Origin of the sequence: Thalassolituus pacificus (assembly GCF_025318105.1) — a bacterium.
GTDB lineage: Bacteria > Pseudomonadota > Gammaproteobacteria > Pseudomonadales > Oceanobacteraceae > Venatoribacter > Venatoribacter pacificus.
The window spans coordinates 311,054-325,714 of record NZ_JAOANI010000015.1 but is presented as its reverse complement, the minus strand read 5'-3'; the positions used below and the strand labels follow the sequence as shown (position 1 = coordinate 325,714).

Genomic DNA, 14,661 nt, shown 5'->3' with positions numbered 1-14,661 from the left:
TTAATTTTTACTGCGGACAATTTTATTTACGCCGCGGATATTACGCAGGCGGCGGATGGCGCGGGCCAGATGTTTGCGGCCATGAACGCTGAGACTCAGATGAATAACGCTGAGGCGGGCATCGCGTTCTTCCACGCTGATTTTTTCGATATTGGCTTCGGCCTGGGTAATGGCGCTGGCCAGTTCGGCGACGATGCCACGGCGGTTTTCCAGATAGACTTTAAGATCGACGGTAAATTCACTGTCGATGTCTTTATCCCAGCTGAGAATGACGCATTTTTCCGGGTTATCGCGGAATTCTTCAACGTTTTTGCAGCTTTCGGTATGAATAACAAGACCACGGCCGGAGCTGACGTAACCGATGATCGGATCGCCGGGAATCGGGCTGCAACATTTGGCAAAGTTAACCACCAGGCCTTCTGTGCCTTTGATTGCCAGCGGTGATTGCTCGACCGATTCGAGATCAACATCGGACTCTTTATTGGCAACCAGCAGACGGCGCGCCAGCAGCGGTGCCATACGGTTACCCGCACCAATGTCTTCCAGCAGATCGCCGAGATCATCCAGACCGGTTTCACGCAGCACCAGATCAATATGCTGCTGATCAATATCTTCCAGCGTTTTGCCCAGCGCATTCAGCGCTTTATTCAGCAGGCGTTCGCCCAGCGCCACCGATTCTGAGCGGCGCTGGCTCTTAAGGTAATTACGGATATTGGAGCGCGCTTTGCCGGTCACCACAAAGTTGAGCCAGGCCGGGTTTGGCTGGCCGCCGGGCGCGGTCACAATCTGCACGGTTTGGCCGTTCTGCAGGCGCGCGCTTAACGGTGCCAGCTGGCGGTTAATACGACAGGCGATGCAGTGGTTACCCACATCGGTATGCACCGCGTAAGCAAAATCGATGGCAGTGGAACCGGACGGTAATTCGAGAATTTTGCCTTTTGGCGTGAATACGTAGATTTCATCCGGGAACAGATCGACTTTTACGTGCTCAACAAATTCCAGCGGGCTGCCTGCGTTTTTCTGCAGTTCGAGCAGGTTCTGTACCCACTGTCGCGCCCGCTGGGTGCCGCTGGCCTGATCGCTTTCCGATTTATACAGCCAGTGGGCGGCAATGCCATGGTTGGCCATAGATTCCATTTCTTCGGTGCGGATCTGAATTTCAATCGGCACGCCACCAATACCAATCAGCGTGGTGTGCAGCGACTGATAGCCGTTGGTTTTTGGGATGGCGATGTAGTCTTTGAAGCGGCCCGGAATCGGTTTATACAAACCGTGCATGGCGCCGAGGATGCGGTAACAGGAATCGACAGAGTCGGCGACAATGCGGAAACCGTACACATCCATAATGTCGGTCAGCGATTTACGCTGATCACGCATCTTGCTGTAAATACTGAAAAGATGCTTTTCTCGGCCGACCACGCGGGCGCTGATGCCCACTTCGGTGAGGCGATTACGCACCGCGGTGGCAATATTGTTCACAATCTCAGAACGATGACCACGGGCGGCTTTTACCGCTTTACGGATCATTTCTGAGCGCATCGGGTAGATGGCCTCGAAGCACAGCTCTTCCATCTCCACGCGGATGCTGTTCAGACCCAGGCGGTTGGCGATAGGGGCGTAGATATCGAGGGTTTCTTTGGCGATGCGGCGGCGCTTTTCGGGTTTCAGCGAACCCAGGGTGCGCAGGTTGTGCAGGCGGTCGGCGAGTTTTACCAGAATGACGCGGATGTCTTTGGCCATGGCCATCGCCATTTTCTGGAAATTTTCAGCCTGCTGGTGTTCTTTGCTTTCGAAATGAATATTGGTGAGCTTGGACACACCATCGACCAGATCGGTGACGACGTCGCCGAACTGTTTTGCCAGAGCGGTTTTGGGAACGCCGGTATCTTCAATCACATCGTGCAGCATGGCGGCCATCAGACTCTGATGGTCGAGATGCATGTCGGCCAGAATATTGGCGACCGCTAACGGATGGATGATGTACGGCTCGCCGCTGCGACGGCGCTGGCCATCGTGGGCTTGTTCGGCGTAATAGTAGGCGCGGCTGACCTGCTGAATCTGAGGGTTATTCAGATAATGGGAAAGCCGCTCCGATAAGGCATCAATGGTGGGCACTTAAGCAGAACCTCGGGCTGGGTCTGCTTAGTACTGTTCTGCCCGGGCGGCTTCTTCCTGGGCGGCCATGGTGGTTGGCGTTACCAGGTTTTCAGCGATTTCACGCAGAGCCAGTACGGTTGGCTTGTCGTTTTCTTCCGCCACCAGTGGCTCGGCACCCTGTACCGCGATCTGGCGGGCACGTTTGGTGGCCAGCATGACCAGTTCAAAGCGGTTATCAACGTTGGTTAAGCAATCTTCTACGGTAACGCGTGCCATGGGATATCCTGTGGAATCAGATGAATTCGGTGGAACCGGGTATTGTAGCGGAATCCGCCGGCAAAGGAAGAGGCCAGCGGATTCCGGATGTGATCAGCCGTTCAGTAATTCCTGCAGCACATCTTCGTGGCGCACCTGCTGGGCGCTCAGGCGATGGCGGCGGGCAATCACGATGGCACGTAGCTCTTCGACAGTGTTTTCAAAATTATCGTTAATAATCAGATAGTTGTATTCACCGTAGTGGCTCATCTCGTTACGCGCATCGCGCATGCGGCGTTCGATAATGTCTTCACTGTCCTGGCCACGCTTCTGCAGGCGCTCACGCAACGCCGCAATAGACGGGGGTGCAATAAATACGCTGACGGCATCCGGCATCAGGTGACGCACCTGTTGCGCGCCCTGCCAGTCGATTTCCAGAATCACATCACGACCGGCGGAAAGCTCGGATTCGACCCATTCCTGTGAGGTGCCGTAGAAGTTATCGAATACCTGAGCGTGCTCAAGAAACGCGCTGCGGCTGACCATGTCCTGAAATTCGGCCACAGAGACAAAGTGATAATCTTTGCCGTCCACTTCGCCCGGACGCGGCGCGCGGGTGGTGTGGGATACGGACACACCGATATAGCCGGTGGATTGCAGCAGGGCTTTCACCAGGCTGGTTTTACCGGCACCGGACGGAGCTGAGAAAATAAACAGGGTGCCGATCATGTTTTTAGTGGAATCTGTCATGACATTATTCGCCGCGGATGAATGCCGTTGATTATAAGCGAAATTGTCCCGCCCGGCTGCTTTGTCCTCAGATTAGTGATCATCCTGCCGCTCGCTGTCTTAGCGCTTTAAAACAAACATTTCATAACCGAATTCGCCGAGATGTTGTTCATAGCATGCAATTTCGCGTTCTATATCCGCGATGGCTGGCGAATCAGGCATGTTCGGTTTGAGTTCTGTAACCCGTGCTTTCAGTGGCTGGTAATAATCGCTCCACGCCTGTTCGCTCAGGGTGAAATGATCAATAACTTCAAAGCCTGCCTGCTGCATCTGTGTCAGGCGTTTTGTGACCGTTTGCATGTCGGGGTATTCGTTCTTCCAGAACGCTTTAGCATAACGGCTTGGGTTCCCGTTTAGCCAGACCAGATCGCTGATGATCATGCAGCCATTCTCTTTAAGCAGCGGCCGCCATTGTTTTAATGCCTGCTCAATACCCATGATGTAGGCCGAGGTTTCTGACCAGACACAATCAAAGCTCTCCGCTGAAAAAGGCAGCTCCGTCATGCTGGCGCAGCTTAAGGTTACGCGGTCGCCTAAGCCTTGTTCAGTAATGCATGTATTCAGTTCATCAAGGGCGCTTTGTTCGTTATCTACAGCCACGATCTGTGCCTGGGTGTGTTGTGCTAATAATCGGGTGGAAAAGCCTTTGCCACAGCCAATATCAATAATATTCGTGGGTGTGACAGGCAGCATTGAAAGCGCTTTAAGAGAATCGGCATCTGAGCCTGGCCCCCAGCGTTCTAATGTCTGGAATACCGTCATAAAGTCGGCCATATAGCGATCATGCTCGTTCATATCTTTTGATAACCATTTTAAGTGCAGGGCCTGTTTTTCATTAAAGCCTTGCTGTTGCAGCCAATCCAGATGGGCATCTGGCGCCAGTTGATCGGTTTGCTGATGCCAGGAGCGCAGCGAACCCTCACCCAACAATGCGGCAAGTAAAACGCGTGCCTGCTGCTTTCCGGCGATTTCTTCATCCAGCTGCTGCAAGCGCTTTTCAAGTAAAGGGCGTTCCACTTTGCTGTCTAAAAAGGATTTACATTCTTTAAGTGTTAAACCGCCCGCCTGCAGTTGTTGCAGCAAATGCAGGCGCTGAACATCTTTATCGGAATACAGCCGATAACCGTTGGCCTGGCGTGCGCCATGCAGCAGCCCCTGCTTCTCGTAATAGAGCAGAGTGGAGCGTGACAGCCCGGCTTTATTGGCTAACTCAGATATTCGGTACACCTGTAGTGGCTCGCTTTGCTGTTCAGACAGGAAGGATTGTGTGTACGGTAAACTATGAAGTTGTAGACAGGTCAAGCCTGAGTGATCGGCCACTGCTGGCGGAAGAAGGGGATATCCGGGGGGATGTATATATAACAGACAAAGCAATCGCCAGTTGCGCCTGCAGAGCGGTGTGGCTGCAGGCGGCTTCGGGCAATCTATTCGATGTTCTGTACCTGCTCACGCATTTGTTCGATCAGCACTTTCAGGTCGACGGCGGCCTGGGTAATGCTGGTCGTCAGTGATTTAGAGGATAGCGTATTCGCCTCGCGATTCAGCTCCTGCATCATAAAATCGAGGCGGCGGCCGATGGGTTCGTCCTGGCTGAGAATACGGGCGACTTCCTGAATATGGGTGTTCAGGCGGTCGAGTTCTTCGGCGATGTCGGCTTTCTGGGCCAGTAAAACCATTTCGGTTTCCAGCCGGCTGCTGTCGAGGGTGATTTTCAGGTCGGCGATTTTATCATCCAGCTGCTGGCGCTGGGCAGCCAGTGCCTGGGGCATCGCTGCAGCAACGGCAGCCACAATCTGCTGCATTTTTTCCAGTCGCTGGCGAATCAGGGTCGCCAGCTCTTCGCCTTCGCGCTCGCGGGCATCGCGCGCGCTGTGCAGGCAATCGTCAAAGGCCTGCAGTGCCGCCTGTTGTAGTGCTTTGCCGTCGGTTTCCGCACTGCTGATCACACCGGGCCAGGCCAGCACTTCGAGCACATTCATGGCATTGCCGGGGCCGATGATGGCATGCACTTCATCGGCGGCACGGTTCAGCTCGTGTACCAGTTGGTGGTTTACGCTGAGTCTGTTTTCGCCCTGTAACGGCTGAAAACGCAGGGCGCATTCGACTTTGCCACGGCTGAGGGATTTTTTCAGGCGCTCGCGCAGGGCCGGTTCAAGATCGCGGAAAGCATCCGGCAGGCGGAAGTGCAGTTCCAGATAGCGGCTGTTCACCGAGCGGATTTCCCAGGTAAAACGTCCCTGCGGGCATTCGCTGCCGGCACGGGCAAAGGCCGTCATACTGAAAACCATAAGTCTCTCGCGTTAATAAATTCCCATGCATTGTAAGGGCTGGGGCTTTTTGCCGCTATAATGCCGGCCTTTACTCAATATCAGATTCAAGGATTCCGCTTATGAGACCCAGTGGCCGTACAACCGATCAGCTGCGTGATGTGCGCATTACCCGCAATTTCACCAAACATGCCGAAGGTTCTGTACTGGTGGAATTCGGCGACACCAAGGTGATTTGTACCGCTTCAGTCGACACCAATGTACCGCCGTTTCTGCGTGGCAAAGGTCAGGGCTGGGTGACGGCCGAATATGGCATGCTGCCGCGCTCCACCGGCTCGCGCATGATCCGTGAAGCGGCTAAAGGCAAACAACAGGGCCGCACCGTGGAAATTTCCCGCCTGATCGGCCGCAGCCTGCGCGCGGCGATTGATCTGACGGCGCTGGGCGAAAACACCATCACCATCGACTGTGATGTGATTCAAGCCGACGGTGGCACCCGTACCGCGTCGATTACCGGTGCCTGTGTGGCCATGGTGGATGCGATCAACTGGCTGAAAGCCAAAGGCAAAGTAAAAGGTGAGCCGCTGAAGCAGATGATTGCTGCAGTCTCTGTGGGCATCTATAACGGTGAGGCGGTGCTGGATCTGGATTACGCCGAAGACTCCACCGCAGAAACCGATCTGAATGTCATCATGACTGAGAACGGTGGTTTCGTAGAGATTCAGGGCACCGCGGAAGGTGAAGCCTTCACGCCGGATGAACTGAATGCCATGCTGGCGCTGGCGCAGAAAGCCATCGGTGAGCTGAGCACGAAACAGAAAGAAGCGCTGGCTGACTGATCGTTTCAGCGATCAATCTGCAGTACTAAAAAAGGCGCCGGTGGCGCCTTTTTTATTTGTCTGTCAGTTGTGCGGGCTGTCAGTCTTCGTCGAACTCGTATTCCACCATAACCGCGGCGTGATCACCAAAGCGCAGGTTGGTATCGAGCTTGGCTTCCACCACAAACTGGCGGATACCCGGTGTGCAGATCTGATAATCCTTACGCCAGCCGTGCTGATTGCGGCGTGCGCTTTCGGCATCCGGCCACCAGGTAAACTGGTTTTCGCCGAAATTGGCTTCGCGGAAGGCATCGACATAACCGGCCGGGCCAAACATCTGATCGAACCAGGCGCGTTCTTCCGGCAGGAAGCCCGGTGTGTCCTGATGGCTCTGCCAGTCGGCCAGATCAACGGTTTTATGCGCCGCTTCAAAGTTGCCGCAGAAAATAAACTCACGGCGTTTGCGCCGGGTTTTGTTCAGATGCTCCAGGAAGGATTTCTGGAAGGCGAGTTTGTCTTCCAGTGTGTTGTGCTCATCGACCGCCGGAAACAGGATGGAGCCAACGCTGACATGATCAAAATCCGCCTGAATAAAGCGCCCCTGCATATCGCACTGCGGGAATGCCAGGCCGGTCATAATAGCTTTTGGCACTTCACGGGTGAGGATGGCCACACCGGAATAGTTATCGGCTTCGGCATCAAAGAAATAGGCGTTGTAACCATCGGGATACACGACGGAATCAGGCAGCTGGTATTCCTTGGCCAATAAACCCTGAATGGCAACCACATCAGCCTGTGCGCTTTGCAGCCAGGTATACAGCCCTTTTTCGACCGCTTGTTGCAGGCCGTTGACGTGTAAACTGATAATCCTCATACATGGTTCCCAACTGGTGAAGCGTGTATCATACCGCATCCTTTGGAAAGCGGGTAAATATGGGCGCGAATGTTGTGCTTCTGGTCACGCATTGCCGGTATTTCTCCCTTCCGTCCGAACTATTTTGCCGGCCTGTGCTGGCGGTTGAATCTCAGGTTTCGTATGCAGACGTATCAGAAAGAATTTATCGAATTCGCCATCGCTCAGGGTGTACTCAAATTTGGCGAATTTACCCTGAAATCCGGCCGGGTCAGTCCTTATTTTTTTAATGCCGGCCTGTTTAACAGCGGTGCCGCGCTGGCCAAGCTTGGACGTTTTTATGCGGCAGCACTGGAAGCGTCGGGTGTTGACTACGATGTCGTCTTTGGCCCGGCTTATAAAGGCATTCCACTGGCCGCGACTCTGTCGGTGGCGCTGGCTGACCACTACAACAAAGACATGCCTTACGTTTTCAACCGCAAAGAAGCCAAAACCCACGGCGAAGGCGGTAACCTTGTCGGCGCCCCGCTTACCGGACGTGTACTTATCGTAGACGATGTTATTACCGCCGGTACGGCTATCCGTGAAGTCATGGCTATGATTAATGCCGCAGAAGGCGCAACACCAGCCGCTGCCCTGATTGCCCTGGACCGCCAGGAAAAAGGCCAGGGTGAGTTGTCTGCCATTCAGGAAGTTGAGCGTGACTTTGGCATGAAAGTGATCAGCATTGTGGGTCTGAACCAGGTGCTCGATTATGTGTCCGAAAAACCAGAACTGGCGCAGTATGCCGCTGCGATCAGTGCTTACCGTGATCGTTACGGGGTTGAATAAACCCGCGCGTAAAGGAGATTGATAACCATGAAGCCACTGGTTGGGCTGTTTGCTGTTGTTTGCTTACTGGCGTCTGCCTCGAGCTTTGCGAACAAAATGTATCGTTTTACCGTCGATGGGCGTGTGGTGGTTAAGGATTATATTCCGGCGGAATACAGCCATCTTGGCTACGAGATACTGAACAGTAATGGCATGACCGTAAAAACCGTGGCTCCGGCACCGACCGCAGAAGAGCTGGCACAGCGCCGTGCTGAAGAAGCCGCGAAAAAGGCTCGTCAGGATGCCATCGCCGCGCAACGCAAACTGGATCTGGATCTGTTGCGGTTGTACGCCAAACCCTCCGATGTGGAACGTGCGCGGCAGCGCAAAGCCGACGAAATTGACTCCTACATCCAGTTACAGCGCCGACGTATTGTTGACCTTGAGCAGAAGCTGGAAAAATCTCAGGCACAGGCCGCCAACATTGAGCGTCGTGGTCAGGAGGTTCCGGCCGATATGCGTCTTGAGATTGTGCAGTTGCAGAACGGTATCCGTGACAGCGAAGGCAATATCAAAGCGCGTCAGCAGGAAATGAAGGACAGTACCCGCGATTTTGCTGAGCAATACGAGCGCGTGCGGATTCTGCAGGTCTATCCGGCCGGTACGCTGGATGCCGATGTCGATCTGGATAAAGTCGACCGTGAGCTGGAAGGTAAAAAAGATTAAAAAAATCCCGGGCATGTCCCGGGATTTTTTTTGCCTGCGGTTTACACCGACAGGCTGGTGAGGTTTTTCTCGCGCAGTAACAGCGACTGCAGCAGCAGCCATTGTTCGTCCCAGTACTGGGTCGGACGGGTATCAAACTCGGTGCGCACATACTGACGGATTCGCCCTTCCAGCACGGCGGTGAGCAGATTGGCAGCGGCACTGATGGTCTGCAGCGGCACTTTGCCTTCGCGCATTTCGGCTTCGCGCAGTATCTGTTTGAACTGCATTTCAATGCGTTCAAAGAACTGCTGAATACGCTGACGCAGGCGTTCGGTTTCACCGGACAGTGCGTCTCCGGACAGCAGGCGGCACATGCCCGGATTTTTCTCAGCAAAGGTCAGCACCAGAGTCAGGGTGCGTTCGCAGCGCTGATCGGCATACTCGAAATCCTGCAGAATGCGGCTGACGCGGGAAAAGACCGCTTCTTCGATAAAGCTGATCAGGCCCTCAAACATTTTTGCCTTGGACGGAAAGTGGCGGTACAGCGCCGCTTCCGATACACCTACGGCCTTAGCCAGGCTGGCGGTGGTAATACGGGCACCGGGATTGCTTTCCAGCATCTGCGCCAGCGCCTGCAAAATCTGATCGCGTCGTGACAGCTTGTCGGCGGTCTCAGTCATGAAATGCTCCGTTAGCGGCGGTTGGTGATCAGCGTACCAACACCTTCGTCGGTGAACAGTTCGAGCAAGGTTGAATGCGCGACCCGGCCATCAATGATGTGTGCGCTGGTTACGCCGGCATGTACGGCATCCAGGGCGCACTGAATTTTTGGCAACATACCGCCGTAAATAGTACCGTCGGCGATCAGGTCGTCGACCTGCTTGGTCGATAAGCCAGTCAGTACTTTGCCCTCTTTATCCATCAGGCCCGCGATATTGGTCAGCAGAATCAGCTTTTCGGCGCGCAGTACTTCAGCCACTTTGCCAGCCACCAGGTCGGCGTTGATGTTGTAAGAAGAGCCGTCGTCACCCACGCCGATGGGTGCAATCACCGGAATGAAGTCACTGTTGGTCAGCATATCGAGTACCTGGGTGTTAATGCGCGACACTTCACCCACGTGGCCGATGTCGATGATTTCAGGCTTTTCCAGCTCCGGTGAGTTTTTGGTTACGTGCAGTTTTTTCGCATGCAGTAACTGGCCATCTTTACCGGTCAGGCCGATGGCTTTACCACCGTTCTGGTTGATCAGGTTGACGATGTCTTTGTTCACCAGGCCGCCGAGCACCATTTCAACCACATCCATGGTTTCGCCGGTGGTCACACGCATGCCGTTCACAAAGGTGCTCTCGATGTTGAGCTTTTTCAGCAGATCACCGATTTGCGGACCACCGCCATGCACCACAATCGGGTTAATGCCGATCAGTTTCAGCATCACCATATCGCGCGCAAAGCTGTTCTTCAGATCTTCGTCGATCATGGCATTACCGCCGTATTTGACGACGATGGTTTTGCCGACGAAACGCTGCAGGTAAGGCAGAGCTTCACTGAGAACTTTGGCGGTATTCATGGCGCTGTCACGCGACAATGGCATGGTCTGGCTCCTTGATGAGCGAATAATTAAGAACGGGTGGCGAAGGCTGCCTGCTTGCTCAGCAGGCCCTGATGCCGCGCCGCATTATAACGTTATCCGGCGCGAACCTGCCAACGGGAATTGACGTCTTTCTCAGAACGGAACCTTAAGTTCCGGTGCGTAGCGGGTAAGTGCCTGCTTCATCCGCTGCTGAATCCGGGTAATGGCTTCGGCGTTGTTTCCGGCAAAGCGCAGGGTCAGTTTGGGCGTGGTGTTGGACGGACGGATCAGCCCCCAGCCATCGGCAAATTCGATGCGCAGGCCATCGGTGTTGAATACCCGGGCACCGGCGGTCAGTTCGCTGTCGGCGGAGAGCTCCTGCAGCAGGCTGAATTTGCGCACATCATCGCTATCAATGGTGATTTCCGGTGTGCTGACATCTTCCGGCAGAGCAGCAAAAAGCTGGTCGGTGGGCTGATTTTTCTGGCTGATAATTTCCAACAGACGGGCTGCGGTATACAGGCCATCGTCAAAACCATACCAGCGGTCCTGAATATAGAAGTGACCGCTGAACTCGCCACCGACCACAGCATTAAGTTCCAGCATTTTACGCTTCATCAGCGAATGGCCGGTCTTCCACATGGTCGGGCGGCCACCGTGGCGACTGATCAGAGGTGCCAGATGGCGCGAGGATTTGACGTCATAGAGAACATCGCGGCCGGGATTGCGCGGCAGAATGTCTTCAATCAGCAGCATCAGCAAGCGGTCAGGCCAGATGATCTTACCGTTATTGTCGACCAGTGCCACACGGTCGCCATCGCCGTCAAACGCCAGGCCAAGGTCGGCATTGTGGGCTTTCACCGCGTCCTGCAATGCCTGCAGATTCTTTGGCTGACTTGGGTCCGGGTGATGGTTAGGGAAGCGGCCATCGACGTTGCAGAACAGGCATTCGGCTTCCAGCCCGAGCAGCGCCATCAGTTTTTCCGCCAATGGTCCGGCGATGCCATTGCCGGCATCGATCACAATTTTCATGCTGCGCGCGAGCTGTACATCATCTTCAATGCGTTGCAGATAGGCTTCGGCCAGTTCACGCTCTTCGGTTTGGCCGTGGCCGCGCGGCAGGTCGCGGCGCATGATGCGATGATACAGCGCCAGCAGTTCATCCTGCGCCAGCGTCTGCTGATCGATAACGATTTTCAGGCCGTTGAATTCAGACGGGTTATGGCTGCCGGTCACGACAACCCCACACGGGGTATCAAGCTCGTAGGTGGCAAAGTACAACAGGCCGGTCGGTTGCGCGCCGAGACGGATAACGTGGCAGCCACTGTCATTCAGTCCCTGCTGCAGCTGTCCGGCCAGCTGCGGGCTGGATTCACGTCCGTCCCAGGCGAGGCTGATTTTGCTGAAACCACGCTCCTGCACTTCGGCACCCAGTGCGCGGCCAATCCAGTAGCAGGTGTCATCGGTCAGGTCCTGGCCGACGATGCCGCGGATATCGTAAGCGCGGAAAATCCCCTGTGCGATTTCAACCGGATGTTCCTGTTCAACTTCTTCGACCATCAGCTCCGGTAAGGTCTGGCGCTTGGCATGGCTGACCGTGGTGATCTTCTTCGGCTGCTCGAGAGGAATGTCCTGACGCTCGCGACCGTTGTTTTTATCCGCGCTGGCAGCCGTGGTTTCTGCACCTGGCCGTATGGTATTGATCAGGTGTTGCATACTGCCCGCCAGCTCGTGGAACAAGGCCAGAGTAAAGACCGGTGGCTCGTCGATGCCTTTACGGCTGAGGTTGCGCACATAGGTCAGCAGCTTCAGCTGGTTACGCAGAATGTCGCGCTTTTGCATGCCAACCAGAATAAACAGGCCGATTAACGTGGCGACCAGAACGATGATCCAGGGCGTTGCCAGTGGCATCAGTTCCAGCTGCGGACGTTCATCGGATGGGATGTAGGTCAGATACCAGTAATCATTAATCGGCTTGGTCACGATGGTGCCCGCGCGTTTTACTTCCTGACCAATGCGGAAAATTTCCAGCCCTTTTGAGCGGTCGTTATCGACAAACTGGCTAACCACAATCTGGCCCATTTTCTGGCTGGTGCCGGACTGGAACTGTGACAGCCAGCCGGAGCCATATTCGGCCAGCAGCACACCGGCAATCTGATTCCGTTCGTTGCGGATGGGTGATGCCCAGTAAAAATGCACGCCGCCATTGCGCTGTACGGCCTCCAGGCGCATATCCGCACCACTCAGTGTGCGGCTGACCAATTCCTGTACCGCATAGCCATGGCTGGTCTGCAGGCCCATAGCCTCTTCCCGGCGGATCAGTTGCAGCGAGGATACCCCCGGCAGGAACTGACGCAGTGTCGCTTTCCAGGCCGGATCATTCTCTTCCAGCGCACGTACGGTCAGCGGGTGACGGCTGGCAGCGGTTTGCAGGCGGCGGGTGTCCTGCAGGCGCGTGCTGAGAGAGTGCGCCATCTGCTCGGCCATGGCGTCAGCAAAGGCGCGGTCGACATCGGATTGGGTAAACAGGTTGACCTGAATGCTCTGAAAAGAAAGCCCGCCAGCAATAAACAACAGCGCCAGCCAGATAGTGAGGCGACTGTAAAAAACGATGGTACGTTCTGGTGTGCGGGTTTTCGTTCTCATTTTGCTTCCTTTCGGCCGGGGCTTAGCGCAGCCCCTGGGTTATTGTTGTATGAGATCAGGTCGCGGTCATTGTTGTTTGCGGTGCTCAGCTTCGTCCTGAGTGCCCGAAACCACCGGCGCCACGTTCCGTGGATTCGAATTGCTTAACAATTTCAAATTCCGCCTGAATGACCGGCACCAGAATAAGCTGCGCCAGGCGTTCACCAATATCAATGGTGAAGCTGTCTTTACCACGGTTCCAGCAGCTGACCATCAGCTCGCCCTGGTAGTCGGAATCGATCAGGCCAACCAGATTACCCAGCACAATACCGTGCTTATGGCCAAGGCCCGAGCGCGGCAGAATCATGGCTGCCAGACCCGGATCTTCAATGTAGATCGCCAGACCGGTGCGAATCAGCTGAGTTTCGCCCGGGTGCAGCGTCAGTGGCGTATCCAGACAGGCACGCAGATCCAGTCCGGCAGAGCCGGTTGTGGCGTATTCCGGCAGGGGAATGCTGTTGCCCAGACGTTCATCCAGTACTTTTACCTGTAACTTTTGCATCGTGATTCTGTTCCACGGTTAAGATGATTGTTGTTCCTGCGTCTGCTGATACTGATGTGCAATCAGTTCGACCAGCTCACGCGCCAGGGCCTGCTTGCTCATCTGCGCAAAGCTTTGCTGGTTTTCGGCCCAGAACACAGTGACGGCATTTTGATCACTGTTAAAGCCGATATCACTCATTGATACGTCATTGGCGACGATCATATCGAGGTTTTTACGCACCAGCTTATCGCGGGCGTAAATATCCACATCCTGCGTTTCGGCGGCAAAGCCGACGGTGAAAGGACGTTGTTCATGGGCGGCAACGGTGGCCACCACATCCGGGTTTTTCACCAGCGTCAGTTCCATGCTGTCAGCCGACTTTTTGATTTTCTGATTGGCAGCGGTCATCGGGCGATAGTCAGCAACTGCGGCGGCGGCGATAAAAATATCGCATTGGCCGAGTTGTGCCAGGGCGCTGTCGAGCATATCGCGGGCGCTTTCAACACGCAGGCAGTGAACGCGCTCTGGGGCAGGAATCACCACCGGGCCGCTGATCAGGGTCACTCTGGCACCGGCATCACGGGCCGCAGCCGCAATGGCATACCCCATTTTGCCGGAGCTGTGGTTGGAGATATAACGCACCGGGTCAATGGCTTCACGGGTCGGCCCGGCGGTAATAACGACGTTGAGACCGGCCAGCAGACCGGTTTCAAACAAGTCGGCCGCTTGCACGGCAATCTCTTCCGGCTCCAGCATGCGGCCGGGGCCAACATCGCCGCAGGCCTGCATGCCTTCGGCCGGACCAAACAGATACAGTTTGCTGCCTTTAATGTCGATCAGGCGGGCAATATTGGCCTGGGTAATCGGCTCACGCCACATGGCCTGATTCATGGCCGGAGCCAGGGCAATCGGAGCCTCGGTGGCCAGGCAGACGGTGGTCAGCAGGTCATCCCCTGAGCCTTGTGTCAGGCGGGCGATAAAATTAGCAGACGCCGGGGCAACCAATAACAGGTCGGCCCACTTGGCCAGCTCAATATGACCCATACCGGCTTCGGCTTCCGGATCAAGCAGGGCGTGATGCACCGGATTACCGGACAGCGCCTGCAGAGTCAGGGGGGTAATGAATTCCATGGCGCCAGCGGTCATAACAACCCGCACTTCGGCCCCGGCTTTTTTCAGAATACGTACCAGTTCGGCGGCTTTATAGGCGGCAATGCCCCCGGTGATTCCGAGCAAAATACGCTTATTACAGAGTTGTTGCATGGCTGGTTTCACGCTGACTAGAATGAACCGGAGTATATAAGGAAGCGTATGACAAGTCTGCA

The 14,661-nt window shown here is 55.1% G+C and carries 14 protein-coding genes; 3 read left to right on the top strand and 11 right to left on the bottom strand.

Annotated features, from left to right (window positions below):
• The 5 genes from spoT to NYR02_RS08600 form a co-directional block, all read right to left on the bottom strand.
• Positions 1-2,115: a bifunctional GTP diphosphokinase/guanosine-3',5'-bis pyrophosphate 3'-pyrophosphohydrolase gene (gene spoT, locus NYR02_RS08620; RefSeq protein WP_260975962.1), complete on the bottom strand. Its 2,115-nt coding sequence runs from the start codon at positions 2,113-2,115 to the stop codon at positions 1-3.
• A 27-nt stretch (positions 2,116-2,142) separates the two neighbouring features.
• Positions 2,143-2,373 carry a DNA-directed RNA polymerase subunit omega gene (gene rpoZ / locus NYR02_RS08615; RefSeq protein WP_145467562.1) on the bottom strand — a complete coding sequence of 77 codons (231 nt, stop codon included), beginning with the start codon at positions 2,371-2,373 and terminating at the stop codon, positions 2,143-2,145.
• Positions 2,374-2,466: 93 nt separating this feature from the next.
• Positions 2,467-3,102, bottom strand: a complete 636-nt coding sequence (gene gmk / locus NYR02_RS08610; protein ID WP_260975961.1) for a guanylate kinase — start codon at positions 3,100-3,102, stop codon at positions 2,467-2,469.
• A 99-nt stretch (positions 3,103-3,201) separates the two neighbouring features.
• Positions 3,202-4,368 carry a MerR family transcriptional regulator gene (locus NYR02_RS08605; protein WP_260975960.1) on the bottom strand — a complete coding sequence of 389 codons (1,167 nt, stop codon included), beginning with the start codon at positions 4,366-4,368 and terminating at the stop codon, positions 3,202-3,204.
• A gap of 197 nt (positions 4,369-4,565) precedes the next feature.
• Positions 4,566-5,429, bottom strand: a complete 864-nt coding sequence (locus NYR02_RS08600; RefSeq protein ID WP_260975959.1) for a YicC/YloC family endoribonuclease — start codon at positions 5,427-5,429, stop codon at positions 4,566-4,568.
• Positions 5,430-5,530: 101 nt separating this feature from the next.
• Here NYR02_RS08600 and rph point away from each other — a divergent pair, with 101 nt between their 5' ends.
• Positions 5,531-6,247: a ribonuclease PH gene (gene rph / locus NYR02_RS08595; RefSeq protein ID WP_260975958.1), complete on the top strand. Its 717-nt coding sequence runs from the start codon at positions 5,531-5,533 to the stop codon at positions 6,245-6,247.
• A 79-nt stretch (positions 6,248-6,326) separates the two neighbouring features.
• Here rph and NYR02_RS08590 read toward each other — a convergent pair whose 3' ends face one another.
• Positions 6,327-7,100, bottom strand: a complete 774-nt coding sequence (locus NYR02_RS08590; protein WP_260975957.1) for an exodeoxyribonuclease III — start codon at positions 7,098-7,100, stop codon at positions 6,327-6,329.
• A 162-nt stretch (positions 7,101-7,262) separates the two neighbouring features.
• On the opposite strand from NYR02_RS08590, the gene pyrE reads away from it, so the two are divergent.
• Together pyrE and NYR02_RS08580 are read left to right on the top strand one after the other, a co-directional pair.
• Positions 7,263-7,910, top strand: a complete 648-nt coding sequence (gene pyrE / locus NYR02_RS08585; protein ID WP_145467570.1) for an orotate phosphoribosyltransferase — start codon at positions 7,263-7,265, stop codon at positions 7,908-7,910.
• Between the two features lie 27 nt (positions 7,911-7,937).
• Positions 7,938-8,615 carry a hypothetical protein gene (locus NYR02_RS08580; RefSeq protein ID WP_260975956.1) on the top strand — a complete coding sequence of 226 codons (678 nt, stop codon included), beginning with the start codon at positions 7,938-7,940 and terminating at the stop codon, positions 8,613-8,615.
• A 41-nt stretch (positions 8,616-8,656) separates the two neighbouring features.
• On the opposite strand, the gene slmA is transcribed toward NYR02_RS08580, so the two are convergent.
• From slmA to coaBC, 5 genes are all read right to left on the bottom strand, one after another.
• Positions 8,657-9,277: a nucleoid occlusion factor SlmA gene (gene slmA / locus NYR02_RS08575; RefSeq protein ID WP_260975955.1), complete on the bottom strand. Its 621-nt coding sequence runs from the start codon at positions 9,275-9,277 to the stop codon at positions 8,657-8,659.
• A gap of 11 nt (positions 9,278-9,288) precedes the next feature.
• Positions 9,289-10,188, bottom strand: coding sequence for an acetylglutamate kinase (argB, locus tag NYR02_RS08570; RefSeq protein WP_260975954.1), 900 nt, complete (start codon positions 10,186-10,188; stop codon positions 9,289-9,291).
• Between the two features lie 132 nt (positions 10,189-10,320).
• Complete coding sequence (locus NYR02_RS08565; RefSeq protein WP_260975953.1) at positions 10,321-12,813, bottom strand: phosphomannomutase/phosphoglucomutase; 2,493 nt, start codon at positions 12,811-12,813, stop codon at positions 10,321-10,323.
• An 85-nt stretch (positions 12,814-12,898) separates the two neighbouring features.
• Positions 12,899-13,354: a dUTP diphosphatase gene (dut, locus tag NYR02_RS08560; protein ID WP_260975952.1), complete on the bottom strand. Its 456-nt coding sequence runs from the start codon at positions 13,352-13,354 to the stop codon at positions 12,899-12,901.
• An 18-nt stretch (positions 13,355-13,372) separates the two neighbouring features.
• Positions 13,373-14,599: a bifunctional phosphopantothenoylcysteine decarboxylase/phosphopantothenate--cysteine ligase CoaBC gene (coaBC, locus tag NYR02_RS08555; protein ID WP_260975951.1), complete on the bottom strand. Its 1,227-nt coding sequence runs from the start codon at positions 14,597-14,599 to the stop codon at positions 13,373-13,375.
• Positions 14,600-14,661 lie beyond the last annotated feature (62 nt).